Origin of the sequence: Paenibacillus sp. FSL R5-0475, assembly GCF_038004585.1 — a bacterium.
Taxonomy (GTDB): domain Bacteria; phylum Bacillota; class Bacilli; order Paenibacillales; family Paenibacillaceae; genus Paenibacillus_AQ.
On the sequence record NZ_JBBORK010000001.1, the window covers coordinates 3,931,911 to 3,957,777 of the forward strand.

Here is a 25,867-nt window from a genome sequence, read left to right on the forward strand (position 1 = left end):
CGTTTACAAATGAAGTTGAGCTATATAAATACCCGTAGGGCCTAAAAAGGCAAAAAAAAGAGAAACACCCTTCACAGCTTATAAAGCTGATTCGGCGGCGGACGTATGAAAAGGAGTACATTCCCGGTCATACGTCCGCCGAGGTGTTTCTAAAGTAATGTCGGCTTAGCTGTATTATAACAGCGCGTTGATGCTGTATCTGTGATATCGATCACACAGTTTAAAATGCTTCACATTTTTTCCAAAAGGATACGCGATCCCCCTCCACCTTGTTCAGCAGGAACTACCACCAGCTTGCGCGGCAACCTTGCACGAAGCTCTGGAACGTGGCTGATAATACCGACAGACAGCTGGTCATTATGCAACCTTTCAAGTGAAGTAATCACTGTATCCAGCAGCTCTGGGTCGAGAGTACCAAACCCTTCATCTAGGAAGAAAAATTGCAACGGATATTGCCCACGCAGCTGGATCTGAGCTGAAAGAGCAAGTGCCAGCGAAAGGGATGTTAGGAAGGTCTCTCCGCCAGACAGGGTTGAGACAGGTCTTCTCACCCCGCCGTTCCCGTCATCACGGATCACAAAGCCGCCACCCGAATCAACCTCCAATGCATAACGCTGCTTACTCAGGAATCGAAGCCGCTGGGAAGCGGACTGACACACCTGCATCAATTGTTCCTCAGCAATGTACTCAACAAAGGCGTTCCCACGTAAGACCGTCTGTAGTTTGGAGAGTTGATCTTGCATAGAAGCGTGCTCAATCCGCTTAGCTTCGAGCTCCATCCAGCGAATATGTCGATGCCGCAGGTCCTCCAGATCACGCTCTGCACGTGCTCTTGACTGAAGAGATACTTCATCCTCAGCCTTGCTTTCTCTTAAGATCCCCTGACTTTCTTGCCATTCTTCTTCACTTAAGCTGGCTCCGTCAAGCTTCTCTTCAATATTACGCAGTTGCAACGAGACCTCAGCTTCTTCGGCACGATGAGCACGTACGCGGGAATAAGCCATTTCCCTTGCTTCGGATGTGAGCGCTGCTCCTTCAACCTCAGTGGCTGAACTAAACGGTGAAGAAGCCAAGCTTTGTTCCCAATGACTGGTAGCTGCTACGTAATGTTCACGCGCAGATTCCGCAGCCTGGCGAGTTATCGCTGCTTCCTTAACCTCATGCTGAGCCTTCTCCGCCGCTGCGAGATGTGACTGCTTGCTTGTCTCCAGAGCAGTTAACAATTCCTGCAGACGTCCTTCACATTCCGCTAGAAGAGGAGCAGCAGCACGACCATTCGTCCACTCCAGTAGACGCTGTTCTTTTTCACGCTGCAATTCTTCCTTGCCTTCGATCTGTGTGATCCACTGAGCCAGCTCTTTATCCAGCCCCGTTATGGTCTCTTGAAGGTTCTGTACTGAAGCACTTTTCTCCTCCAGAAACTTGACACTGATATCAAGTCGAGATCTAATTTCTTCAGCTTGTGCATCCTTAGCTAACAGATCACGGTAAGCTTGTTCCACTTCTCCAGGTGCCAGATCCGGGAACTGCTGTGTCCAGTTCTGCCGTAGAGCCGTTAGCTGGGTGCTGAGTTCCTCAGCTTTGGCAGCAATTCCTTCTACCCAGCTCCGTTCACCTGCGACAGCTGCCGCTTCTTTGAGGCACAGCTGCTGGACCTCCTGCATCGATTGCTGCCACTGTACCGCAGTTCGGCGTACTTCACCTGACTGTCCTTTTAATCCCAAATGTGCAGCTTCAAGTTCTGCCAAGGCTTTTTCATCTGGAATGATTAAATCGGTGGAAGTAACTGCACTACTTACTTCTGAACCTGCAGCTGCAGGGTGATTTGCCGCTTCGATGACTTCATTTCCAAATACCTGCTCCAGCCATACTTGATCCTGTTCACGAAGACCACGGAACAGATGACGAGCTTCCAAAGCCCGTCTAGACAATGTTCGGACTTGCTGAAGCTTCATTTCCAGTTCTTGTTGCTCTAAGCTATCCTGCAATAATGCAGGTGAAGGATGATGCTCGCTGCCGCATACAGGGCAGGGTTGTCCTTCTTCCAGCTCCTTAGCTAGTGCTAACGATAATCTGTGAAGCTCTTGATCCTTCATAGCCGCTTCCAAAGTGCTGACATGTTGCTCCAGGCGCTCCGCTGCGGCGCGCGCAGCTTCTTCTGTCGCCAGCAGCTTCTCTTGATGCAGCGCCGCCTCGCGGATCAGTTGCCCGCGAGCAGCTTCCTGCAGCTCACGACGGCCCTCGGCCTCCGCGAGTCGCGCCTGCGCAGCCGCGAGTGCAGCGGCACGCTCGCGGCGCTCCTTCTCCGCCTTATCCCACTGGGATTCGGCGGAGTGCAGCCCTTGCAGTCTCTGCATCGCTTCTTGCAGAGACTGCCGCTCCTGGGAGCGGACACCGAGCGGCTGCAAGCTCTGCTGCAGCTCTTGCTGGCGCTTTTGGCCCTTGGCCAAAAGCTCACGCTCCCGGGCCATGCCCTCCCGCAGCTCCGCCAGCTTGCGGGAGGCCTCTTCGCGGCGCTCGCGCAGAGCCGCGAGTTCGCGCCGCAGGCCGCCGAGCTCGGACTCGAGCTCGAGCGCGCGGCGGTAGATGTCGGCCCTCTCCCGGAGGGCCGGCTCTTCCGCCGCAAGCGCGGCCTGCGCAGCAGCCGCGACGGCAGCGGCACGCGCCGCCTCCTGCTCGGCAGCGGCGGCCAGCACCTCTTGGCCCTCCGCGCGGGCCAATCGGCTCTTAAAGGCTTCTTCCGCGCTGCGCCATGCTTTCAGCGCGGGAAGCCTTGCCTCGGCCTCGTCAGCTTGGCCGAGCTTCTGTTCAAGGAGGAGAATCTCCTCCTCCTTGGCGAGCAGCCCCTGCCGCTGCAACTCGCGGCGGGTCCGTTCCTCTTGGAGCTCGCGTATACGCGCGAAACGCTCCGAGACCTGCAGCGCCGCCTCCAGTTTGCGGCGGCATTCCGCAGCATAAAGGGTGGCCTGCTCGAGGCGCTCCGCCGCTGCCTCTACATCCCCTTTGCCTGCGCTGCCAAGACCCTGCTGCTCCGCTTCCAGCGCGCGGAGCGCAGCCTCATTCTCCTTCACCCGGCGACTAAGCTTAATCGCAAGCTGATCGCCATACTGTTCCAGATGGAACAGGCGTTGCAGCATTTGCCGACGATCTACGCCACGAAGTGATAAGAATTCGGCAAATTTCCCCTGCGGCAATACAACCGCTCGCGTGAAGTCATCCATTTTTAGACCGATATGCTCCTCCACACAGCGTGTAACATCTGCGAGCTTATCCGCCATAACATTATCACCGTCAGGTGTGATTTCAATGAAACGGCTAATCGTGTTGCTGACAGTTTGTTCACCAGTCCGCTTGAACTTCCTTTCAACACGATAACGATGTGCCCCCACGGAAGAAGTGAGCTCAAAGGTAAACGCCACGCTGAGTGAATCTTCAGAGTGGTTCATAATCCCCTGTGTTCCATTAACGGCACGTTCCACTTTCCCGTACATCGCCAAAGTAATAGCATCCAGCAAGCTAGACTTGCCGCTGCCCGTAGGTCCAAAAATCCCAAACAGACCCGTCTCACACAGACTTTCAAAATCTATTTCTTGCATTTCTCTATAACTCTGTAATCCTGCTACTTTTAATAGAATAGGCTTCACCTTAGTTCTCCTCTCCTTCCTCCGGCTGACGCCGTTCTTCTTCGGTTAGCTGTAAGAACAGCTCTATCAAGCTATCCTCCGGTTCTGCTCCACCTGTCTGACGCTGATAGAATTTACGGAACAATTCTTGCACCGGCATTCGTGAACGGGCAGTTTGTTCGAGCTCCATCTCCATTTGCGGGTAGATTGGACGAATATGAATGATCCCCTCGCGTGATTTGCGCAGGCGCTGAATATCATTCATCGACATGGCTTCACTAAGCCGAATCTCCAAATCTATAAAAGCAGAAGCATCTCTACCTTCATCCAGCCAGTTATATACCTCCTGCAATCCACCAGTGGAGCTCCATCTTACAAGCGGACGCCCACAGCGAAGATAAATCTCTTCAAAGGTTGGCTCGCCACCCGGCGCAACATCAATCAGCGTCACCGATTTAGCCTGTCCTGCTTCAGAAAAACTGTATGCCAGCGGAGATCCGCTGTAACGGATCATTCCTTCCCCTTTGACACGTTGTGCGCGATGAAGATGACCTAGTGCAGTATATTGCGCTCCACAAGCCAAAGCAGAAGGATCAACGGTATACGCTCCGCCCACTTGAATTGGACGTTCCGAATCACTTTCCACACCACCAAGCACATAAATATGGCTCATCGCCAAATTTACAGTCTGCGGCGTGAATTCCCGTCCCAACAGCTGCATGAGCTTGCCAACCCGTGCACTATAAGCCAGTCGAAGCTCCTCTTCTCCGCTATCTCCTGCAAGCAGTTCACCGAGACGCGCCTCGGAGGGATAAGGAAGAGCTGCGATTTTGGCGATCTCACCCGTGCGTGCAGCATGAACAGTCACTGGCTCTGAGGTAGGAAGCCCCACTAATGTAATCCCCTGCCTTAGTACAAGCGGTGAAACTGAAGATACGCGCTCCGGTTGATCATGATTTCCGGCGATCACAACAAGGGGCCTGCCCCCTGAAGTCAGCCTTGCGGCAGCCTCATAGAATAGTTGTTCTGAAGCCGCTGGTGGATTAACGGAATCGTACACATCTCCCGCCATCATTATCAAATCCACTTTATGAAAATCGGCGATCTCCACCAATTCATCTATGAACTGCTCTTGCTCCTTCTGCCGGCTTCTTCCTTCCAGCGTTCGGCCGAGGTGCCAATCTCCCGTGTGCAATATCCGCATCTTCGTCCTCTTTCCCCGCTCCTATGCGGTAATGAATAGATTTATAATTTCACAGCATGTCCGCCGTCAAAAAAGTACAGCCAAATCTCGCTGATCGGTTCTCCCAAAATATCATGTAATGCCTTGCTGTATAACTCTAGCTGAAAACGATATTTTTCCTTAAGCGCTTCTAACCCACCCTGATGTTCTAAAACAGAGTCCGTCTTATAGTCTAACAAAATAATCCGGTCCTCCTCGCGGAACAGGCAGTCAATCACCCCTTGGATCAGCACTCCTTCACTAAAGCCTTCATTATTATTTCCATGGCTTAGCTCTGAGACGGCTTTATTCATATAATGGAGCCCTATATAAGCCTCGCCTGCGGGAAGCATATAACTGAATGGCATTTCTCTAAGCTTCCAAGAAGAATCTATTAATCTACGACCAAGTTCATTCGCATAAAAAGTCTCTATCTGATCAGGGGCTACCGCCTCCACCTGCTCAGCAGTAAGAATAGCTAATCTCTGCAAACGGGCTAATGTTTCTTCCACAACTTTAGGATCAACAGAACCCTCCAGCGGAATATGCTGCATAACCGTATGGAAGGCTGTCCCGCGCTCCGCTGGGGTTAGACTGCGCTTTTCCATAAATTTCGGACGCCGCAAGTGCAGACTGTCTGCTCCTGCCACATCTGTGCGTTTATTGTTTTCTGTTGAGGTGACAGGATAGCCACCTTCCTCTAGAAGATCATAAGAAGGCTGGTCCTGCATCGACAACAAAGATTTTAACTCTGTAACAGAGGTTTTGGCCGGAATACCAGAGGCAGCCGCAAACGGATAAGGCCATTCTAGTCTTCTAGCAATTTCATCGCTATTCACTGATCCATAGACGCTTACAGATTCACCTTTTTGCAGCGCCTTGAGTACAGATTGACGTTCTTCTGCTTTGTCCTCTGAGTCATCCGAAGGAAGGAACGCCCCGGAATTCAGTTCGGAAGCATTCTGCACACTGATGCTCCAGTTCGAGACATCGCTGTGAAGCACTGTCGAGACGGTACCTTCAGAGCCGCCTAGCTTCCGAAGAATAGCCGCCGCCGGATGCCGGATCAATGCCGGTCCAACCCAGTCCAGATAGCTGCGACCCCGGGCTAGTAAATGATCAGCAAGCAGTAGCTCATCCCGATTCTGCACACTGCTCCAGCTAGCAATTTTCCGTGGTAAATCTCTTACGGTACCGACTAGAATCATCTTATCTCTCGGACGAGTTAAAGCTACATATAATACCCGCATTTCCTCAGCCAATAATTCAAGTCGTGTACGACGATTAATAGCCAAATAAGGAAGCGTTGGGTAGCTGACCCGTGTTTCCCGCTCCACAAAACGTGGCCCGAAGCCAAGCTCTTTGTGCATCAGGAAAGGAGAATGCAAATCCTGTCGATTAAACTGCTTCGCCATGCCCGCTATAAAAACAACAGGGAATTCCAAGCCTTTGGATTTATGGATGGTCATAATTCTGACCCCATTGCCCTCTTCACCGCCACTACCAGCTACACCAAGATCTCCGCCATTCTCACGAAGCCGTGAAATGAACACCAGAAAACGGAACAACCCACGCGCCGCAGTATCATTCTCAAATTGAACAGCCCGATCATACAAAGCTTTAAGATTGTTCTGTCGCTGTGAGCCTCCAGGCAAGCCTCCAACCCATTCCAGATAGCCGCTCTCACCATAAATACGCCAGATCAGCTCACTGAGACTGCCTTGTCTAGCCGCATCTCTCCAGCTTTCAAGCCGTTCTAGAAAATTCTTAAGCTTTTGCTTCAGCTTTAGGCTGATTTGCGGTAAAGCTCCACTTCCAGATTCCACCTCATTAATGACTTCATCATTATTATCTGAGGTAACTTTCTCTTCCGCTGCACTTGCTGTTTCTATCACATGAGCCGAGAAAAGATCGTATTCTTCCTCAGCTTCGTTTGCATCTTGCATGTTTGCTGCCATTTGTACAGCACGATAGAAAGAACCATGGCTGTACATCCGAACTTTAGCCAGTTCCTCTTCAGTTAAACCAACAACAGGTGAACGAAGCACACCAGCGAGTGGAATATCCTGCTGAGGATTATCGACTATTTTTAAGAGTGAGAGTGCAATTTCTACTTCTGTAGCTTCAAAATAGCCTTTATTCAGATCCCCGTAAGCAGGGATTCCCTCCATCCGAAGCTCTTCAATAATTAAAGGGGTCCATATTCTCGCCGAACGAAGCAAAATCACGATATCACCATAAATCACTGGGCGCATAATCTTAAGTCCTTTATCATAAATCAGCAGCGGAGCTCCGCCATTCAGGCCAGTCATCTGTAAAATGCGGCGAGCAATCGCCCGTGCTTCCAGTTGCGCAGTCTCACTTTCAATAGCTTCACTTTCCTGAAGTGGAGTCTCACCGTCCTCAGTCTCTTCTAATTTACCTGCTGCCGCTCCGCGATCGATCAATAATAGCTCTGGTGCAAAAAAAGTATCTGGCCCCTTCTCTGCTGCACCCGGGAAATTCGCTCCATACACAAGCTCAGCACGCTCGTCATAATTAATCTCCGCCACTGTCTCGTTCATAATCTGCCGAAAAATCATATTTACGGCATTGACAACCTCCATACGACTACGGAAATTACGGGCTAGATCGATAACCGAACCGCCGGACGATTCATTAGGCTTCTCAGATAACTCGCTTAACTCGGATTCGCCAACTGTATTACTGCCACCTCCGGCATTCTTAGAGCCAAAGCTACGGTATTTATCCAGAAACAGCCCCGGCTCTGCCAGGCGGAACCGATAAATACTTTGCTTCATATCTCCGACCATAAATCGGTTACCAGGTGTTTCGCGGGAGATAAGCCGCACAATCTCTTCTTGCACACTATTCGTATCCTGATATTCATCTAACAGGACCTCATCGAATTGGGCACGGTACTCCATCGCTGCATCAGAAGGCAGGGAATGGCCTGGTAGAGAATCATGATGGCGCAAAATTTGCAGACAATAATGCTCCAAATCACTAAAGTCGACGAGACCCCGTCCTGCTTTTTCGATTCGATAACGTTCACCGAACGCTATCACCGTCTCAGCAAGCTCTGCCATAAGAGGAGCCGCCTCGTTCAGTTCTCTCAAAAAAACATCTGCAGGACGGCCAAACAATGCCTTCTGAAGATCTAAAATACTCTTCTTCACACTATCGCGCAGTTCTTTAACCATTTCCTGCAGTCCAGGATCTGTCGAATCCTTCTTACAAGCTTTCAATTTTCCAAAGTATACTTCCATGAAAATATCATATAAATCTGCCCATGGCCGTTCATTCACAGCCTCCTGCAATGCATTTACCATCTCAAGGTCAGTCGTCAAATTCTCGGCATAAGGCGCCGGACCACCCGGCTGTAGCGCGATCTCCCGGCCTTGGATAAGCTGACTGGCTGCACCCGCAAGGGTCAGCTTCGCTTCTTCAAGAATACTTAGCACCCAAGGAGTTCGACCTAAGCTATCTGTGTCTGGTAATGAGAAATCAGCTGCGGTATCACGAAGCCACTGCTCTGGCCAAGGATGGCTGCGGGCATAATCATGCAGTCGCTGTATGAGCGCATGTACCGCATCATCGCTTCGTTCACCACTGAACCAGTCAGCAAGCTGTACAAATACACTATCCGCGCCATCTTCACCTACTTCACCGTATTTTTCCTCCAGCAGCTCTTGAAGCAGCTCCTGCCGCATCATCTCTGCTTCATGTTCGTTCAGGATACGGAAACCAGGATCTATAGGAATAATCTGATAATAACGCCGGATCACTTCCAGACAGAAGGAGTGTAGTGTTGTAATCGAGGCTTTCCCGAGCAACGACAGCTGACGGCGTAAATGGTCATTCTCTCCATTCTCCTCAAGCTCCCGATCTAGTGCTTCCCTAATCCGCTGGCGCATCTCGGCAGCAGCAGCTTTGGTAAACGTAGCTACTAGCAATCTATCTACGCTAAAGCCATTCTCTTCCTTGCTGATTTTGCGAATAATCCGTTCTACAAGTACCGCTGTCTTACCGGAACCTGCCGCCGCGGCAACGAGAATATCATCACCGCTCTCAGCGATGGCGCGCCACTGGTCATCACTCCATATGCTTCCTTCCGGTTTCGCTTCTATTTCAGACTTCATACTCACGGTGTAGTTCCTCCTTTGCGGGACAGCAGATCCCAAATAACGTCCTTCCCTGGCTTACCCAGATTGTTGTAGCCATTGCCTTCCACGGCTTCATCGAACTGGCAGACGGGTCTAAAGGAACAGAATGTGCAGGCTGTCTCTTGCCCAATCCGGTATGGCTCAATCGCCACATCACCTTCCGTAATGCGTGTCCCGATATCCGAGATCGTTCCCCGAACGGATGATAATAAGTGTCCCCATTGCTCTGGTGTAGCTACAGAAGCACTACTATAAAAACTGCCATCAGCTTTTACTGCTACAGGCACGATAGAAGAATACCCTTTGTCTAAAGTCGTATCCATCAGGGATACTACCTCGCGGTCTGCTGTAAGCAGTCCTTTCATCTTGAAGCGTTTCAGCAATTCTTGTTCTGCCTGTTCCTTGTTCATCCCGTTAGATGAGGTTAACAGTGGGTCATGTACGTGAAAATACAGTGTTCCTGCTGGAAGCGCCGGTTGCCCGAGCCATTGCTCCGAGTACGTAAGCAGCACATCCAGATAGGTCAGCATCTGTAGCGATAATCCATAGTACACCTCGTGCAGCTTGAGGTCTTTTTGACTCGATTTATAGTCAATCACCCGCAGAAGAATTCCATTCTCTCCTCGGGCCATGTCTACACGGTCAATCCGTCCAACAACCTCCATCACACAGCCATTCGGCAGCGTAATTCTTAAAGGAGGCAACTCCTTATCCGGTCCAAAATCCAGCTCCAGCCCTACCGGCTCAAAGCTGCCTCGGCGGGCATGCTCGCCCAGAATTACAGAAGCACGTCCAACAATATTTTTCAGCTTGCGTGAGATGTATCCGTAACGTTTAGAGCTCATCAGAATTTCACCCTGCAGCATCGGCGATAAACGTTCTACCGTCTCACTTGCCTCACGCCGACATTCCTCTGGAGACAAGCTTCCCCAGCCGCGGCCCTCTTCTTTCAGTCTTACCGCCATGTCACTTAACGCAGCATGGAACAGTTGTCCAATATCAGGTGCTTGCAGCTTATATAGCTGGCGTTCCTTCAGTCTAAGTCCGTAAGATGCAAAATGGGAGAAGGAACAAGCAACAAACTTCTCCATCCGGGACACACTGCCTCGCAGTGTCGATCCACCGTACAATCTAAGGCTTGTTCCACGTTTTAGCTTCGTTCCCACGTTACGGTAGAACAATGAACTGAGCAGACGTTTCAATTCGAGACTACGAATATCATCAGCAGCGAACCAGTTATACACATCCCACCATAATTCAGGTATCTCCGTCCCCTGGCGCCACTGGCGTAGCTGCATAATCAATGCACGAAGACTCTGTTCTGGATGACCAATGTAACCGAGGTGAATGGAATCTCTGACTTCTTCTAGTAGTCCTGCAGGTGGAAGTGCTGCCAAGCTGTGCTCATGAACACTTGGGAACATTCTATGCAAATGACGGATTACCTCAGAGGGAAGAAGCGCCTTGCCCTCATCATCAGCAGTGGCGTAGCTAATCCAGAGCTTTCGACTTCCTGTCGTTAGCGCATTATAGATCAAAAACCGCTCGTCCAGCAGCTTACGAGAAGCACCAGGAGCAAGCTCCATACCGGCGTTCTCAAGCACAGAGCGTTCGCCTTCCGAGAGAATTCCATCTTCCTTAAACTGCGCAGGCACAACACCTTCATTAAATCCAAGCAAAAAAGCGTATTTAACTCCCGTTGGTCGAGTCCGATCCATGTTACCAACCAGTACTTGATCGAGCGCGGGAGGAACAAGTCCCATCTTAAGCTCAGCAAGTCCTGTCTCTAGGACTCCGGTGAACACATCAAATTCAAGTCTCTCGTTGCCCATCATCTCGACGATCTGATCTAGCAGATCAAGCACTGCACCCCACAGCTGACTATGTTCTCTAGCCTTCTCGGGTTGCCCCTTCTCCATAGCACCGACACTAAGTTTCTCCAGCTTTCGGGCAACATCCGTCTCATCAAGCAGCCTGTACACTGCGGTACATAGTTCAAGGCCGCTTCTACTCTTCTGTATCCGTTTCTCAAAAGCAAATAGAGGTCCCGTTATACTAGCACGGCATCGCTCCATTGTAGCAAGCAGTTCTTCATCCATCTGTCTGCCGCCTTCCAGCGACAAGCTAGGAATCCCTTTCCATGAACGGCCATCCGTCCAACGATACCCTTGAATCCCACAAGCCAGCACATAATTCTCTAAGGCGTCCATATCCTCACGCGTAATACTACCGTCCAGCGGTAGCAAAAGCTCTGTCTTTACACAGCGGAATACATCCTCGAAGCGCCAGCGTCGACGCACCACATCCAATGCGGAGCGTACAAACTCTACCAATGGATGGTGCAGCTCATTTACCTTCTGGTCCAGAAAAAAAGGTACTCCGTAATCTTGGAACAACGGTTTAATCAGTTGCTCGTAATCTCCAATATTACGCATCAATACGGCCATTTCACCATATTTTGCACCTTCATCTCGCGCCAGTCTGATCATTTCACGCAGTGCTCCCTCAACCTCTGCTCTGTGAGAAACTGCTGCGCCTATAGATATCGCTTCATTTGCCAGTTCATCTGCACCCATCCAGACCTTTCGGCGGTCATATCCCCTTTCGAGATGAGCAAGAACAGGACTTTCTTCAAAACGCGGAAGAACCGCTGGCTCCAGAAGCTCGTCCCACACATCAATGCCCAGCTCTTCAGCTATTCCACGCAGTTTAATGTAAGTAACCGCAGTTGGGTGAAACAATTCAAGCTCATTCAACTGATCTCCATAGGGATACGAACGATCAAGTGTAAGGGACACGGTCAGCTTCGATGCTTGCTGCATCAATTCTCGAAGCACTACGAATTCCTGTGGGGTAAAGCCGTGGAACCCATCTACCCAAATCTCCGCCCCGCGAATGTAAGAGGAATCAGTAATATGCTCAGCTAGTTCCGCTAAACGATCCTCTTCGTCGATATAGAGGCGTGACATTTCCTTCTCTAAATCGCTAAATACCAGCTGTAAATCATCCAGCTTGCCTTCAAGAATAGGACTTCTTGCAATAGCGCCTCGCATTGCGGATAACTGCTCCTCTAAATCAGAGGAAGCCAAGCAGCAACGCTTCATCTCCGTATGCAGTTGATTCAACCGTTCGACAAAACCCGGTCTGTCTGCAGAGGCACCGAATAATTTCAGTTCCTCTTTACGGCGACTGATGATTTTGTAAATCAACATCTTTTTACCTTCTTCACTGATCGGCAGACTAGCGCTGCCTCCAGTTTCCTGTTTCACTCGATAGGCAAGCCGAGAAAAGCTCAGTGTCTGCGCCCGAATGCTTCCCTTCACATTCCCTACGGTCAAAAGCCCCCGTTCTGCTCCAAAGGAACCTTGTTCCGGTACAAGAATAATGATCGGCGCGCCAAGAGGCTCCTTCTCTAATGAAGAAGAAATAGACTCCCATATTTTTGTTGTCTTGCCACTACCAGAGCGGCCTAGTAAAAAGGTTACCGACATAAATGATAGACTCCTTCCGTAGCGGAGAAAATGTATAAGATACAAGGTGAAATACTCACCGTTTGATAATGTTCAAATGAAAAAGTTCAGTCGTTCCTCGTCCCCTCAGTATAGCATAACTGCACAAATCAGAACATGCGTTTGCTAGTATTTTCTAATGATTTACAATAACAATCTTGTAAATCCCGATTTCAACTTTTTTCAGAACATAGCAAAAAATCCGTAAAAGGAATCCTTGTTTAAAGATTCCTTTTACGGATCAACATCCATTGTCTATATGAACAGCCAGCTTATTTCTTACTCCGCACTTCAAAAATCGCAAACTTCAGATAGTGTCCTTCGTTAACGCCTAGAATCTGCGGATGGTCTTTGCCTGCTGCACGCCATTCCACAAGTCTCAATACTTTACCTGCATCTTTAGCTGCGTCGGCAATTGTCTCAAGGAATAGATCCGGCTGCATGTGGTAAGAACAACTTGCAGTAACCAAATATCCGCCTTCGTTCACCAGCTTCATGCCGTGTAGATTAATATCCTTGTAACCACGGCAAGCACCTGCTACTGCACTTTTAGTTTTCGCAAACGCTGGAGGGTCTAGGATAACTACATCCCAAGTTTTACCTCCACCTGCTGTCATCGGTTTGGAGGTATCCGTTTTGGTTGTTTTGCCTCCGGATTTAGCATTTGTAGACGCTACTGTTGATTCCGTTCCGCTTGCAATCGTCGCCCGCTCCGAACGTTCCTCCAGACCTTTTACCTGATTGCGCAGGTAGGCAAAAGCATCATCCACTACAAATTCCACTCGATCACTAAAACCATTCAGCTCCACATTGACTTTGGCACTCTCTATGGCATGAGCGGAAACGTCAAGGCAGGTTACTTTTTTCGCACCATACTTGCAAGCATGCAGAGTGAAGCTGCCTGTGTGCGAGAAACATTCCAGCACTGTAGCACCATCCCAATAAGGGAAGGTTACGTGTTTACCACTCTTGTTTACCGGCAAAGTTTGTAACGAGCCATCTTCTGCTTCGATTTCTTGCAGCGTAATGCCACTTCGTCCACCCCAGCCCTTCATGAGTGGGGCAATAGATGCTCTATTCTCACGCTGATCAAAGAAGTAGCCTGTCTTTTGGCCCTCTTCGATATCTACTACCAGCTTAAGGCCATTCTCACTTACGGTAACATGACGTGGGCATTCCCCGTACAGCACACCTGTAGTTTGCTCCATCCCTTCCAGTTCGCGCACGCTAACATCACTGCGTTCATAAATACCACGCGGTGCCATAACCTGTACAAGTGCTTCAACAATCTCTGTACGGCGCTTGTCCATTCCGAGTGTAAGGAGTTGCACAACCAGAATATCCCCGAACCGATCCACAATAAGCCCTGGCAAAAAGTCCGCCTCACCATAAACCAAACGATATGCATCTGCCCCAGGGAGGAAACGTTCTCTATGGTGCAGACAATTCGTAAACCGTTCTACGAAAAAAGCTGTATCCATGATCGCCAGTGGTCCCTGCGATACAATTCTCACCCTGATTTGCGATGCTGGATTGTAATAGCCCACGGCCAAAAAACGGCCTTGATGATTTAGGACATCTACTAATCCCCCTGCTTCTGGGTTTCCTTCAACTGATGCAACTTCACCTGCGTAGACCCATGGATGGCCCTGTTCTAATCTTTTTTTGCGATTGCGTTCTAAAATAACCGATGCCAATGACTTCAACTCCCTGTTTCTCTAAAAATGATTTTATACATGTCCTACTTGTTACTTTCATATATTGGTGTACAACCCTCGTCCAAAGGAGTATGCCCTATGTTCCGTGAACTGCTTTTCCCTATCATATATGGTCTTATTATCTTTCTGGCTGGCATGAAGCTAATGGAAACAGCCTTGTCCAAGCTCGCAGGCCCTCTGATGACTAGAAGCCTTAATAAGGCTACCTCTACACCAATCAAAGGAATGATTGCCAGTAGCTTGCTGTCGGCCCTGCTTCAGAGCAGCACGGCTGTAACCGTGCTAACGATCGGTATGGTGAATGCCGGCCTGCTCACCTATGCTCGTACACTAGGCATTATCTTAGGTAGCAACATCGGCACTACTTTGACCACAGAACTGATCGGACTTCAGATCAATTCCATGGCCTCTCCATTGCTGGCTGCCTCGCTGAGTCTGTGGGCAGCTGCGGTTATAGCAGGCGAGTTACCACATACGTCACGGGCGGTAGCACTGTGCCGGAAAATATCAGAGCCGCTGCAATTCATCAGCCTGGCTGTATCAGGATTCGCCCTAGTCTTATGGGGAATCGCAGTCATGCAATCCATCGGCGGAACTCTTCAAGAGAGTGGCCTATTCCTCTGGTTCCTGAATCATGCCGCCACAAGTGCCCTATGGGGACTCGCCGCAGGTGCCTGCTTAACTGCCCTGTTACATAGCAGCGCAGCAGTTATAGCCATGGCCATGGGTATTGCCGCCTCGGGTGCCATGCCGCCAGAGCTCGGCATAGCCATCGTGCTCGGTGCTAATGTCGGTACCTGCGTCACGGCAGTCATTGCTTCCATCGGCGGCTCATCTTCCGGCGTCTTCGTCGCTTGGTCGCATGTTGCGCTCAATGTAGGCGGTGCGCTACTGTTCCTACCTCTTATTGGGCCCCTACAAGCAACTGCTGCATGGATTGGCGGAGGAGCCGCCTCACAAATCGCCCATGCACAGACTATTTTTAATGTAGTATGCTCGCTAATCGCACTGCCATTATGTTACCTGCCTGTATGGTCAAGACTGGAGAAACGTCTTCAATCGTAACAATATACTGTAACGCCTGATCCCAAACTTTCCACAACTGTACTATTATACTTCAATCGAAAATATTATAAAACCGCGATCCATCGTAAAAAGTGATTACCGTCGAAGATATTGCGATCAGAGCGAATAAGATTAAAGCAATATAGTCATTTCTTGAGAACGGACGTCTGCTGTACCAAGTCCGTTTTCTATTAGTTCCGAAGCCACGTAACTCCATAGCCGTACTAATATTCTCAATTCGCTCAATGCTAGTCAGAATCAAGGGCATTAGAATCGAAATGATATTTTTAAGCCGCTTAGGCAGCTTTTCTTTTCGAGAGATGTCTATTCCCCGTGCCTGAGCAGAGAACGATATATTCTCATAATCTCTTTGGATATCCGGAATGTACCGCAGCGCAAGTGATACAGAATATGCAATTTTATAATTCACACCAATCCGGTTTAAAGACGCTGCGAACTCACTAGGATTTGTCGTTAGAAGGAACAACAGTGCCATGGGAATGACTACTGCATACTTAAGGGCAATATTTAATTGATAGAATAGCTGCTCATATGTAACGGTATACCGACCTACAAGATGAACAATATCATGACGTGAACCGTAAACCTTTACACCTTCCAAAGGAGAAAAAATAAAGATAGCTATATGATTAAGCACAAAGAAGATCAGGATAAAATATAGTACGAAAGCATAATCCTGAAATTGAACTTTAGAGACTCTAAAGGCAATCAAACTAAATAATAGCATCACTATTAAACATCTTGTATCATATGTAATCATCCCTGTCACAGACCACACTATAAATAAAATCAGCTTAGTAGCGCCTGTAAGACGGTGAATAGGTGAATCTTGCTTCGTAAAAGTTAACATTGTGGCCTTCATCCGCCCCGGCTCCTCCTGTCGCATGCAATAAATCTTCTTACGAACTCTTCTGGCTGATCCAATTGGACCTTCATAGCCAATGTAAATAGTGAGGTCTCTTTCAAATTAGCATTCTTCACTACTTCTATATTGGTTAATACTCGCTCAGGGCTATCATCAGCAAGCTTAACACCATCAGACAACACTACAGCTCTATCGGCATACTCCAGCATAAGATGCATATCATGCGTAATCATAATGACCGTCATTCCCTGTTCCCGAAGCATCAAAAGAAATTCCATCATTTCGTTGTAGTGCCTATAATCCTGTGCTGCAGTCGGCTCATCTAATATGATCACTTCCGGCTCCAGGACCATAATAGATGCAATAGTCACACGTTTCTTCTGACCGTAGCTGAGCGCAGAGATGGGCCAGCTACGAAAAGCGTATAGACCGCATATTTTCAAAACATGATGCACTCGCTCACGAATAATCTCCTCGGACACCCCTCGTAATTTAAGGCCTAGCGCAACCTCATCATATAAAAGCGTCTTAGAAATCATATGATTAGGATTCTGCATCACGAAACCGATCCGCTCTGCCCGCTCCTTAATCGTATCCTTGGCAATATCCCTTCCGTTCATCAATATCGAACCGGAAGTGGGCTTATAAAAGCCACAGATAAGCTTAGATACCGTGGATTTCCCGGCACCATTTCTCCCAGCTATACAGACCATTTCTCCTTTATGAATAAGAAGGTTAAGTTTATGAAGTACTGGTCTGCTCTTCTCATAACCGAATGAAACATCATGTAACTCAAGGATAGGTAGACTCTCACGTTTATCCTGCTGCGAATTATTATTATCATACCAGTACTCAAGCTTGCTGGAGCAAGAGTCCAGCCGAATTTCATCTATATGCTGTGGATTCATATCTGATGCAATCGTACATCCTGCATACTTTAAAGCCGTTAAATAGAGAGGTTCCCGAATACCTACTTCTGAAAGTAAGCGAGTGCTTAATAGCTCAGCGGCTGGCATATCCGCCGCAATGCGTCCGTCATGGATCACAATAATGCGGTCCACCGCACGGTGAAGTACTTCCTCGAGTCTGTGCTCGATAATAATAACCGTTTTACCGGTCTCTTTTTGCACTCGGTCAATAAGCTCAATCGCTTTTGTGCCGGTATATGGATCTAAGTTTGCCAAAGGCTCATCAAACAACAGGATGTCCACATCACCAACTAGAACACCAGCTAAGGTTGTTTTCTGCTTCTGACCACCTGACAATTCCTGAGGTGACGCTCCCAAATATTCGTGGATATCCACGGCTGTTGCCGCAGCCACTACCTTTTCTATCATTTCGGCCTGTTGAACCGCGTGATTCTCCAGACTGAAGGCGATATCCTCACCAACCGTTAATCCAACAAATTGTCCATCCGGGTCTTGTAGTACAGTCCCGACCTGATCCGACAATGCCGCAATACTAAGTTCTTTCTGCTCCAGACCCATAATTCGCAATGACCCAGACATTTCACCTTTATAGGCAAAAGGGATGAGTCCGTTTATACAATGAGCCAGTGTACTTTTTCCAGAACCAGAGGGTCCCACAATAAGTACCTTCTCCCCTTCGGCAATCGTTAAGTTGATATCTGTGAGTGTAGGCTCCTGCTGTGCTCGATATTGAAAACTAAAATCCTTAAATTCAATCACTGCTTTTTTCATCCTTGACCTTCCTCTTAGCTTCGTTTGAAGAATTTCACTTCCATTATATGTTTTACAGCCATAAAAAAGCCGGTGATCTCCACCGGCTTTTGGTTTGGATTATATGCTACTCAGGCTTCTCTGGTCAAGCTGCCTTGCTTCGTTCTTGTCTTTGCATATGCAATTGCGAGTAGTGAGCCAATCACTGCTACAGTGACTATATTGGATGCTCCGGCGATAAGTCCTTGTGTGAATACTTTATTCGCTGGTTCTGCATAGATTAGAATATCCAGTACAGGTGCTACTAAGAACCAGGCGATTGCGTTTGCTACAATCTGGGCCAGATTAAAACGAATCAGTTCCTTTCGCCCGAACTCCCCGTCATGAATCCCAATTCTAGCCACAAGCAGACCAACAACGAGCCCAACAATTCCAGAAGCGATCACCCAACTGAACCAAGGGGAACCATAAAAAATCGCATCCTTTAGTGTATGTCCGATCAGGCCAATGAGTAATCCGGCAAACGGACCGTACAACAGTGCGAACAATGCCAGTAAAGCGTATGTAGTCTCAATGTTAGTGTTTGGAATTCCGGATGGAATCGAACCGAACCTGCCCAAAATAACGAATAAAGCAGAACCGATACCAATCGCAACAATCGTCTTAATCGATAACACCTTTTGTTTTGCCATATTTTCATCTCCCCCAACGCTTCTCTTTTATTTTATGTAATTATACATCGGAATAGTCGGAATTAATATAGATTAAAATAAAAAAATCTGCAAAGCAACATTAATGTTGGCTTTGCAGACCCAGACCACTTATAGAGTTATTATATGATTTGTTTTATCTATTTCACAGTAACGGTTACCGTCACTGTCTTGGTGCCAATCTTTCCTTTAATGGATGCCGTTCCTTTGCTCACAGCTACAATCTGGCCGCTAGCAGATACTCTAGCTACAGAAGGCTTAGAGCTAGTCCACGCCGCACTTCCAGTAACAATAGCGGTCTTCCCTGTATCATACTGCGCAATCACAACTGCATTCTGAACAGCTCCTGGAGCCATCTTCAGTCTATTCTCGTTGACAGTCAACTTCATTAGCTTAGGAACTACATTAATTTTGACACTAGCAGCGAGCCCTTGGTAAGAACCTGATAACGTCGCAGTTCCTTCTGTTATGGCTTTAACAGATGTACTTTTAACCGTGGCAACTGCTTCATTCGAGGACTCCCAATTCATGCTGCTGGAGATATTCCCCGTCTTACCATTAGAGTAGTAAGCCGTTACCTTTATGGATTTAGAACCTTTAATATTCAATTCAATCGCATTCGGTTCTACAACAATTTTAGTAACCTTTTGTTCAATAGTAACCGGGATACTAATAGTCTTATTAGCGTAGGTTCCCTTTAAAGTGGCAGAACCCTTCACCAGACCTTTGATTACCTTGCCGGAAGAGGTTGTCTTGATAATTGCATTCGTACCGGTAATCTCCCATTCCATAGTACTTGTAGCATCGAGTTCATTCCCATTTTCCATCACAGCTTTGACTTCAGGAACAGCCTTCTCTTCACCAGTAACAATCACAACGTTTTCCTCTGGTCCGAGCAAAATATGAACCTTATCTTTAACTGTAACACTCACTACAACACTTTTTTCCCGGATAGCCGCTTTGGAGGAGGTAGGATTCTCTGATTTTATTTTGCCGACAATATTAACAGTACCAGCCTTTTCAGCAACGAGCTTGCCATCTTTGATGGTGGCGATCTCATCGTTGGCAGAAGTCCACTCGATTTCTTGACTGAGATCCAGTTTCGTTCCATCTAGCTTAGTTCCGTTGACCTTTGGCAAACTAACGGAATCCTCTGTGTACATGTCCAGTTCCTTTTTATCAGCTTCCAACTCAGTAATCGTAGGATATACCGTCAACTTAAAGCTTTTATTAATCCCTCTGTACTCTGCTTTAATAACCGATGTTCCCACTGCTTTTGCGGTGATCGCTGCAGCATCAGTACCCGCAGTAACCGTCGCCGCGAGTTGGTTGTCCGAACTCCATACTGCACTACTGGATACATTCGGAGTGGAATTCGCAGCATCTCTAACTTCTGCTTTAACGTTCAAGCTCTCACCCATAAACAAGAATTGATCGCCTGATGGAGTAAGCAATAACGCCTCGTAAGGAGCACGTACATATACATCCACAGTTTGTGTAATCCCCAGATAAGATACTGTAATTACAGCTTTTCCTGCGGACAGTACTTTGATTTCTCCCTTGTCTACAGTAGCGACACTTGTATTAGAAGATGACCATTCCGCTTTCTCTGAAATATCATTTGCGGTCGTCTTTGTAGTCTCTTTGGTAAACGCAGCTACTTTCACCGGATTATCGCCAACGAGCATTTCAATTTCCTTAATTACGATACCCTTATCATTTTTAAGCTCAATTTCAGAATAAGGCAATTTGACTACAGCTTTAAAGGTTGCTGTTAGATCCTTGTATTTGGCAGTAATGGTTGAGGTACCTTCACCCGCCAGTGTGATTTTACCTTCTGCAATCGTCAATACGCTTGTATTGGAGCTGCTCCAAGTGGTATCAGCCGTTACATCCTTGGCAGAAGTCGCTGTTTCGCCACCAATCGCATTGGCTTTGACCAACAGTTTATCCTCTTCGTCACCCAATTTATAGTTCCCTTCGGAGCTATATTCAAGCTTCAATTCTTTGATCGGATGTGAAACCTCTACTTCTATAGTAGCGAGTGCATGATTATAAGTAGCTGTAATAATAGCCTTTCCGCTATCTATTGGAGTCAATAAGCCATTTACTACTTTTACAGCGTTAGTGTTAGAAGAATTCCATACCACTGCACCGGTCACATCTCTTTTGGAGGAGGACCCTTCCACATTCGCATATACCTTCAGTTGCTTTGGCGTTTGTCCAACCGTAAGCTGCACTTTGGCTGAGCTTTCAAACTCAATCGAGTTGATATCGCCGGCAGCTGCAAAGACACTTACCGGAAAAACCGCAGTAGCTAACAATATCATGATGAGGAGCATTTTCGTCATTTTCCTGTACACAGTCATTTGTTCTCTCCCTTAGGTTATAATGTCGTTTGGTGGTTTATCCCCACACTCTTTTACTTATATCGACAATTGTACACCAAGTGTTTACCCTATAACTCCATAAAGCCAAATTCAGGACTTTCAGACTAGATAATCAGGTGATAGGTTGATCAATATATTAGGAAGTAATATGCTAGCTACTACATTCTTTTTTTGAACCAAGGGGGCTATGATGAGTTTAGAGAACTTTCAACTAGAGACAATCCCTACTCCAAAAGAGGAGGATAGCTGCTGGAATGTTAGCTGTAAGCAGCTCACCTGTTGCTATTATCGTTACGATATTTATCGTGAATCTTCGTCATATTTTGCTTAGTGCAGCTCTGTCACCTTATTTCCGGCATCTCACCCCACTGAGAAACATGCTGGTTGGAACCCTGCTGACAGATGAGACCTTTGGAGTTGCTATTAATCAAACAGTGAATAAGCAAAAAATCAGTGAAAAATGGATGCATGGCCTTAATCTCACTGCCTATTTAAATTGGTTTATTGCGAATATAGCAGGAGCTTTTTTGGCACAGTGGATTTCTGATCCAGATCAATTCGGTCTACAGTTTGCTTTACCTGCCATGTTCATTGGCATCCTTGTTATTTCCATGATTGATCGTAATAAAATAAAACTTGATTTAGTTGTCGCAATCCTAGCAGTAATCATCGCTGTAGCTAGCTCCTTCGTATTCTCCGGTAGTGTGGGTGTCATTATTGCAACGGTCATTGCGTCAACAGTAGGGATGGTGCTTGAAAAATGGAAGTGAGATGGGATGTATTTTTGATTATTCTAGGGGCGGCTTTGGTAACCTTCATACCAAGGGTGGTTCCATTAATGATTCTAAGCCGATTCGAATTGCCTGAATGGGGAATGCGCTGGTTAAATTATGTTCCTATCTCTGCTATGGCGGCACTAATAGGTCAGGAGATCCTCTTAAATGATGGAAAATTCTCGCCTATTGCTAATAACGTTGAGCTTTTTGCGGCAATCCCTACTTTTTGGATCGCTATTAAGACCCGGAGTTTGCTAGGAACTGTACTGGTTGGGATTGTTTCGATCATGATCCTGCGGATGTTTTTTTGATCATGCAGGGGACCCCAAAAGCAATGAGTTACCGTGGCTGCTGCTCCCCCCGTCTCTTATCTGACCACTTCTTGGCGCTACTCGTAAGAATTCGTTATCAGGAATAGCTGCATTATTTCTGCGTAACAATCAGGATTCATCATGCCAGTTTCGTCCATAAAAGAGTTAAAAAGATGACTTAGTACAAGTCATTTATAGTGATTGTAAGCAAGAGCTTCTCTTTCAGGCGCTCCGCACCACCTTCTCAGCGATATCGGGGGATTTATACCCCTCTTTCTCACGTTTCGCGCCTTTCGGGCGATATCTGGGGGATTTATACCCCTCTTTCTCACGTTTCACACCTTCCGGACGATATCTGGGGGATTTATACCCCTCTTTCTCACGTTTCACGCCTTCCGGGCGATATCTGGGGGATTTATACCCCTCTTTTTCACCTTTCGCGCCTTCTGGGCGATATGGGCGTTGTTTTGGGCTTCTTTACAAAATCACTGCTAATATATGTACCACTTTTCCAAGAATATTGTCCCTGGAGTCCGAAAGTATGCTCAAATGACTAAAAAGTATGCTGGTATCTCCATAGAAAACCGCAAGATAGGAGAGAGCTATACCTCTCCCATGTAGCAGCTATTCCTCTGCTATGCGGTTGCATTTCTCAGCTAACGCCAAACACACAAAGGAGCAACTCTCCATTAACGGGAGAATTGCTCCTTTGCTGTCTTTTAACTAACGTCTATTCCTTAACGAACAGCCAGCTTAAGACCGCTCTGACTAACCCCGACCAATTCGCCTCGGCATTCGTTCACACCAGCTTCGGTGATCTTCACCTCACAAAGTTCTCCTTGAAGTGAATCCTCTCCATCAAAGAAGACCTGCAAATAGTTGTCGCTGAATCCATGCTGGATATTGCGGCCCGGAGCTCCTTTAGCGGATCTTTCCGGAATCACACTTAGCGTCTGTCCTACAAACTTACGGGCATATGCTAATTGCATTTCTTCGGATAGATCAATCAGCTCCTGCACGCGTAAATTTTTGATCTCCTCATCGATCTGATTCTCCATCCGCGCTGCAGGAGTACCTGTCCGCTTGGAATAAGGGAATACATGCATCTCCGAGTAATTTACAGCCTTCATGAAATCGTATCCGGCACGGAACATCTCATCGGTCTCACCCGGGAATCCAACGATAACGTCAGTGGTAATCCCGACATCTGGCATCGCCTGGCGGATCAATTGCATTTTGGCGTAATACTCTTCTGTCGTATATTTACGGCGCATCGCTTTCAGCACATCATTATGACCGGCTTGTAACGGAATATGCAGATGACGGCACATTTTGGAGGAACGGTTCAGCACCTCAAGCAGCTTCTCATCAATCTGACTAGCTTCGATAGAACTGATACGCACTCGTTCCAGACCATCTACCTTATCTAGATCCCACAGTAAATCGGCTAGACGGTAATTATCAAGATCATCACCGTAACCACCAGTATGAATACCCGTTAGTACAAACTCCTTATACCCTGCTTCTACCAATTGATGCGCTTGAGCTACGATGCTTTTTGGATCACGACTGCGGGAAAGTCCACGCGACCATGGAATGATGCAGAAGGTGCAGAAGTTGTTACAACCATCCTGAATCTTCATAAAAGCACGCGTCCGATCCGCAAAGCCTGGCACATCCATCTCTTCGAACTCACGTGTCTTCATAATATTACGCACAGCATTGACCGGCTGACGTGAGGCTTCAATATTCTTCACATGTGTCATGATCTGATCGCGGTCCTGGTTACCGATGACAAGGTCAACTCCAGGAATATCTAGAATCTCCCCAGGAGAGGTTTGTGCGTAGCAGCCTGTTACGGCTACGATGGCCTCTGGATTACGGCGCACGGCACGTCGGATCATTTGACGGCTTTTTTTGTCACCTGTGTTAGTTACTGTACAAGTATTAATCAGATATACATCGGCGGGACCCTCGAAATCAACCTGCTCGTAACCTTCATTTTTAAATAGCTGCCAAATGGCTTCGGTATCATAGAAATTCACTTTACAACCTAAAGTATAAAACGCTACGGATGGCATCTCTTAAGCTCCTCCCATTTCTCCAGATTCATATAATATACAAGCAGCGGCAACCATGCCCGCTGTCTCACAGCGCAGAATTCGCCGTCCTAGTCCTACGGATACTGCACCGGCTTCTTCTGCCTTGAGGCATTCCTCCGGAGTAAAACCTCCTTCAGGACCTACCACAACCATAACTTTCCCGCCAGACTGCGGCGAAAGCGATGCTAACCATGGAGCGACGCTGCTTCGAAGCTGTAAGCCTTCCTCTTTTTCATAACAGAAATAAACAGCATCATACTCACTAAAAGTCTGCAAAAGCTGCTTCCAGGACAACGGTGACCCTACAGACGGAACGATGTTCCGATGAGCCTGTTCGGCAGCTTCCTTACAAATTTTACGCCAGCGATCCAGTCGTTTGCTTTCTTTACGCTCGTCGTATTGCACTATTGTGCGTTCTGACAGAAAAGGAACAAAGCCTACAGCACCAATCTCTGTACACTTCTGAATGACAGTTTCCATCTTATCGGCTTTAGGCAAGCTCTGAGCGACTGTAATTTTAATTCGAGGTTCATGCGTCATCTCCAGGGACTCCAAAATGTTCACAGTGACTTCCCCAATTTCAATCTGCGCAATCTCTACTAATGCCTCACGGGAAACACCATCGCTAACAATAAGCTTGTCCCCTGCCTTACCACGCATCACTTTAGCGATATGACGGGCGTCTTCCCCATCAATTCTCACGGTATCCGCACCAAACTGCTCCGGTGTAACGAAATATCGCTGCATCTCATCATCATCCTGTTCATAAATTCAGTAACAAGTATAAACGCCTTCGGCGTCCTTATAAGGACGGTAAGCGTTTAATCGAAAAATATAAGTCATAAAGTATAGAGTGATACTTATACTTTCATATATTTGAAGAAACGGCTTAGTCGCCCTTATAAGAACGTCACCCGTTTCTTCAAGAAATATAAGGCTTGGTCAGACGAAAATTAACGATCAAATTTTGATCAAATTACATAATACAATGTTTGACAAAGGTTGAACAGACTTCATCCCTTGCCTTAGCTGCCAAAAATTCTTAGAGACAGCTGTACAAAGGTTATCGACATTTCACTAGCCCACGTGGCAAGTGGGTCAATCGTATACGTCCGTAGACCGGGAATAAACAATATCAATAAAAAGAGAAATACAGCCCATTGTTCAAATTGCTGTAATTTGCCGCGGATCGAACGTGGGGCGATATCTTCCACAATCCGATAACCATCCAGTGGCGGTAGCGGAATAAGGTTGAATAGAAACAAGAAGAAATTCCATTGAATGAAAGCGCCAAAGAACCGATTTACAGCCTCAAGCACGCGATCATTCGAGATCGTCTCCAAAACTCCAGTTGCCGCAAGTGCACCGTATATTATAGCACCAATAATTCCTAAGAGCAGGTTACTGATTGGTCCCGCAGCTGACACGATGACTCCCATGAGACGAGGACGACTAAAGTTATCGCGGTTTACCGGAACTGGACGTGCCCAACCGAAGCCAGCAACAAGCAGCAGCAAAATACCAAAGAAATCGAAATGAACAGCAGGATTAAGCGTCATACGGCCAAGTAATCTTGCTGTTGGGTCACCGAACTTATTCGCGAAATAAGCATGACTGAATTCATGTACTGTAAAAGCAATTAAAATTGTAATGAGCAGGAAAGGAAGCTGATCTAAATCTACTCGAATTATATTTTGTAATATATCCATC

The 25,867-nt window shown here is 47.3% G+C and carries 14 protein-coding genes and 1 pseudogene; 3 read left to right on the plus strand and 12 right to left on the minus strand.

Annotated elements, in window-relative coordinates; genetic code table 11:
- Positions 1-230: 230 nt before the first annotated feature.
- The 5 genes from MKX41_RS17710 to MKX41_RS17730 form a co-directional block, all read right to left on the minus strand.
- Positions 231-3,644, minus strand: coding sequence for an AAA family ATPase (locus MKX41_RS17710; RefSeq protein ID WP_340972251.1), 3,414 nt, complete (start codon positions 3,642-3,644; stop codon positions 231-233).
- Between the two features lies 1 nt (position 3,645).
- On the minus strand, positions 3,646-4,827 hold the full coding sequence (locus tag MKX41_RS17715; RefSeq protein WP_339266598.1) for an exonuclease SbcCD subunit D: 1,182 nt from the start codon (positions 4,825-4,827) through the stop codon (positions 3,646-3,648).
- Positions 4,828-4,868: 41 nt separating this feature from the next.
- Positions 4,869-8,987 (minus strand): helicase-exonuclease AddAB subunit AddA, encoded by a 4,119-nt coding sequence (addA, locus tag MKX41_RS17720; protein ID WP_340974974.1) that lies wholly within the window; start codon positions 8,985-8,987, stop codon positions 4,869-4,871.
- A 2-nt stretch (positions 8,988-8,989) separates the two neighbouring features.
- Positions 8,990-12,502, minus strand: a complete 3,513-nt coding sequence (gene addB / locus MKX41_RS17725; RefSeq protein ID WP_340972254.1) for a helicase-exonuclease AddAB subunit AddB — start codon at positions 12,500-12,502, stop codon at positions 8,990-8,992.
- 290 nt (positions 12,503-12,792) lie between these two features.
- Positions 12,793-14,217: a class I SAM-dependent rRNA methyltransferase gene (locus MKX41_RS17730; RefSeq protein ID WP_340972257.1), complete on the minus strand. Its 1,425-nt coding sequence runs from the start codon at positions 14,215-14,217 to the stop codon at positions 12,793-12,795.
- A gap of 99 nt (positions 14,218-14,316) precedes the next feature.
- On the opposite strand from MKX41_RS17730, the gene MKX41_RS17735 reads away from it, so the two are divergent.
- Positions 14,317-15,303 carry a Na/Pi cotransporter family protein gene (locus MKX41_RS17735; RefSeq protein WP_076284792.1) on the plus strand — a complete coding sequence of 329 codons (987 nt, stop codon included), beginning with the start codon at positions 14,317-14,319 and terminating at the stop codon, positions 15,301-15,303.
- A 52-nt stretch (positions 15,304-15,355) separates the two neighbouring features.
- Here MKX41_RS17735 and MKX41_RS17740 read toward each other — a convergent pair whose 3' ends face one another.
- From MKX41_RS17740 to MKX41_RS17755, 4 genes are all read right to left on the minus strand, one after another.
- Positions 15,356-16,186 (minus strand): energy-coupling factor transporter transmembrane component T family protein, encoded by an 831-nt coding sequence (locus MKX41_RS17740; protein ID WP_340972259.1) that lies wholly within the window; start codon positions 16,184-16,186, stop codon positions 15,356-15,358.
- Complete coding sequence (locus MKX41_RS17745; protein ID WP_340972262.1) at positions 16,183-17,889, minus strand: ABC transporter ATP-binding protein; 1,707 nt, start codon at positions 17,887-17,889, stop codon at positions 16,183-16,185. Before MKX41_RS17745 ends, MKX41_RS17740 begins: the two co-directional genes overlap by 4 nt.
- Positions 17,890-17,999: 110 nt before the next feature.
- Positions 18,000-18,560 carry an ECF-type riboflavin transporter substrate-binding protein gene (locus tag MKX41_RS17750; RefSeq protein ID WP_042190972.1) on the minus strand — a complete coding sequence of 187 codons (561 nt, stop codon included), beginning with the start codon at positions 18,558-18,560 and terminating at the stop codon, positions 18,000-18,002.
- 158 nt (positions 18,561-18,718) lie between these two features.
- Positions 18,719-20,947, minus strand: a complete 2,229-nt coding sequence (locus MKX41_RS17755; RefSeq protein WP_340972265.1) for a hypothetical protein — start codon at positions 20,945-20,947, stop codon at positions 18,719-18,721.
- A gap of 263 nt (positions 20,948-21,210) precedes the next feature.
- Here MKX41_RS17755 and MKX41_RS17760 point away from each other — a divergent pair.
- Both MKX41_RS17760 and MKX41_RS17765 read left to right on the plus strand, forming a co-directional pair.
- Positions 21,211-21,738, plus strand: a pseudogene (locus MKX41_RS17760) (AzlC family ABC transporter permease); the annotation flags it as partial.
- Positions 21,729-22,055, plus strand: a complete 327-nt coding sequence (locus MKX41_RS17765) for an AzlD domain-containing protein (RefSeq protein ID WP_339798048.1) — start codon at positions 21,729-21,731, stop codon at positions 22,053-22,055. The pseudogene MKX41_RS17760 and the gene MKX41_RS17765, both read left to right, overlap by 10 nt.
- A 737-nt stretch (positions 22,056-22,792) precedes the next feature.
- On the opposite strand, the gene mtaB is transcribed toward MKX41_RS17765, so the two are convergent.
- From mtaB to MKX41_RS17780, 3 genes are all read right to left on the minus strand, one after another.
- Positions 22,793-24,136: a tRNA (N(6)-L-threonylcarbamoyladenosine(37)-C(2))-methylthiotransferase MtaB gene (gene mtaB / locus MKX41_RS17770; protein ID WP_340972269.1), complete on the minus strand. Its 1,344-nt coding sequence runs from the start codon at positions 24,134-24,136 to the stop codon at positions 22,793-22,795.
- A 3-nt stretch (positions 24,137-24,139) separates the two neighbouring features.
- On the minus strand, positions 24,140-24,904 hold the full coding sequence (locus tag MKX41_RS17775; protein WP_042190982.1) for an RsmE family RNA methyltransferase: 765 nt from the start codon (positions 24,902-24,904) through the stop codon (positions 24,140-24,142).
- Between the two features lie 278 nt (positions 24,905-25,182).
- Positions 25,183-25,866: a site-2 protease family protein gene (locus tag MKX41_RS17780; RefSeq protein ID WP_076284800.1), complete on the minus strand. Its 684-nt coding sequence runs from the start codon at positions 25,864-25,866 to the stop codon at positions 25,183-25,185.
- Position 25,867 lies beyond the last annotated feature (1 nt).

Bases quoted from the DNA above. Each gene is read 5' to 3' on its own strand.
- MKX41_RS17715 (WP_339266598.1), bottom strand. From the start codon at position 4,827: ATGCGGATATTGCACACGGGAGATTGGCACCTCGGCCGAACGCTGGAA.
- addA (WP_340974974.1), bottom strand. From the start codon at position 8,987: ATGAAGTCTGAAATAGAAGCGAAACCGGAAGGAAGCATATGGAGTGAT.
- addB (WP_340972254.1), bottom strand. From the start codon at position 12,502: ATGTCGGTAACCTTTTTACTAGGCCGCTCTGGTAGTGGCAAGACAACA.
- MKX41_RS17735 (WP_076284792.1), top strand. From the start codon at position 14,317: ATGTTCCGTGAACTGCTTTTCCCTATCATATATGGTCTTATTATCTTT.
- MKX41_RS17740 (WP_340972259.1), bottom strand. From the start codon at position 16,186: ATGAAGGCCACAATGTTAACTTTTACGAAGCAAGATTCACCTATTCAC.
- MKX41_RS17745 (WP_340972262.1), bottom strand. From the start codon at position 17,889: ATGAAAAAAGCAGTGATTGAATTTAAGGATTTTAGTTTTCAATATCGA.
- MKX41_RS17750 (WP_042190972.1), bottom strand. From the start codon at position 18,560: ATGGCAAAACAAAAGGTGTTATCGATTAAGACGATTGTTGCGATTGGT.
- MKX41_RS17755 (WP_340972265.1), bottom strand. From the start codon at position 20,947: ATGACTGTGTACAGGAAAATGACGAAAATGCTCCTCATCATGATATTG.
- MKX41_RS17765 (WP_339798048.1), top strand. From the start codon at position 21,729: ATGGAAGTGAGATGGGATGTATTTTTGATTATTCTAGGGGCGGCTTTG.
- mtaB (WP_340972269.1), bottom strand. From the start codon at position 24,136: ATGCCATCCGTAGCGTTTTATACTTTAGGTTGTAAAGTGAATTTCTAT.
- MKX41_RS17775 (WP_042190982.1), bottom strand. From the start codon at position 24,904: ATGCAGCGATATTTCGTTACACCGGAGCAGTTTGGTGCGGATACCGTG.
- MKX41_RS17780 (WP_076284800.1), bottom strand. From the start codon at position 25,866: ATGGATATATTACAAAATATAATTCGAGTAGATTTAGATCAGCTTCCT.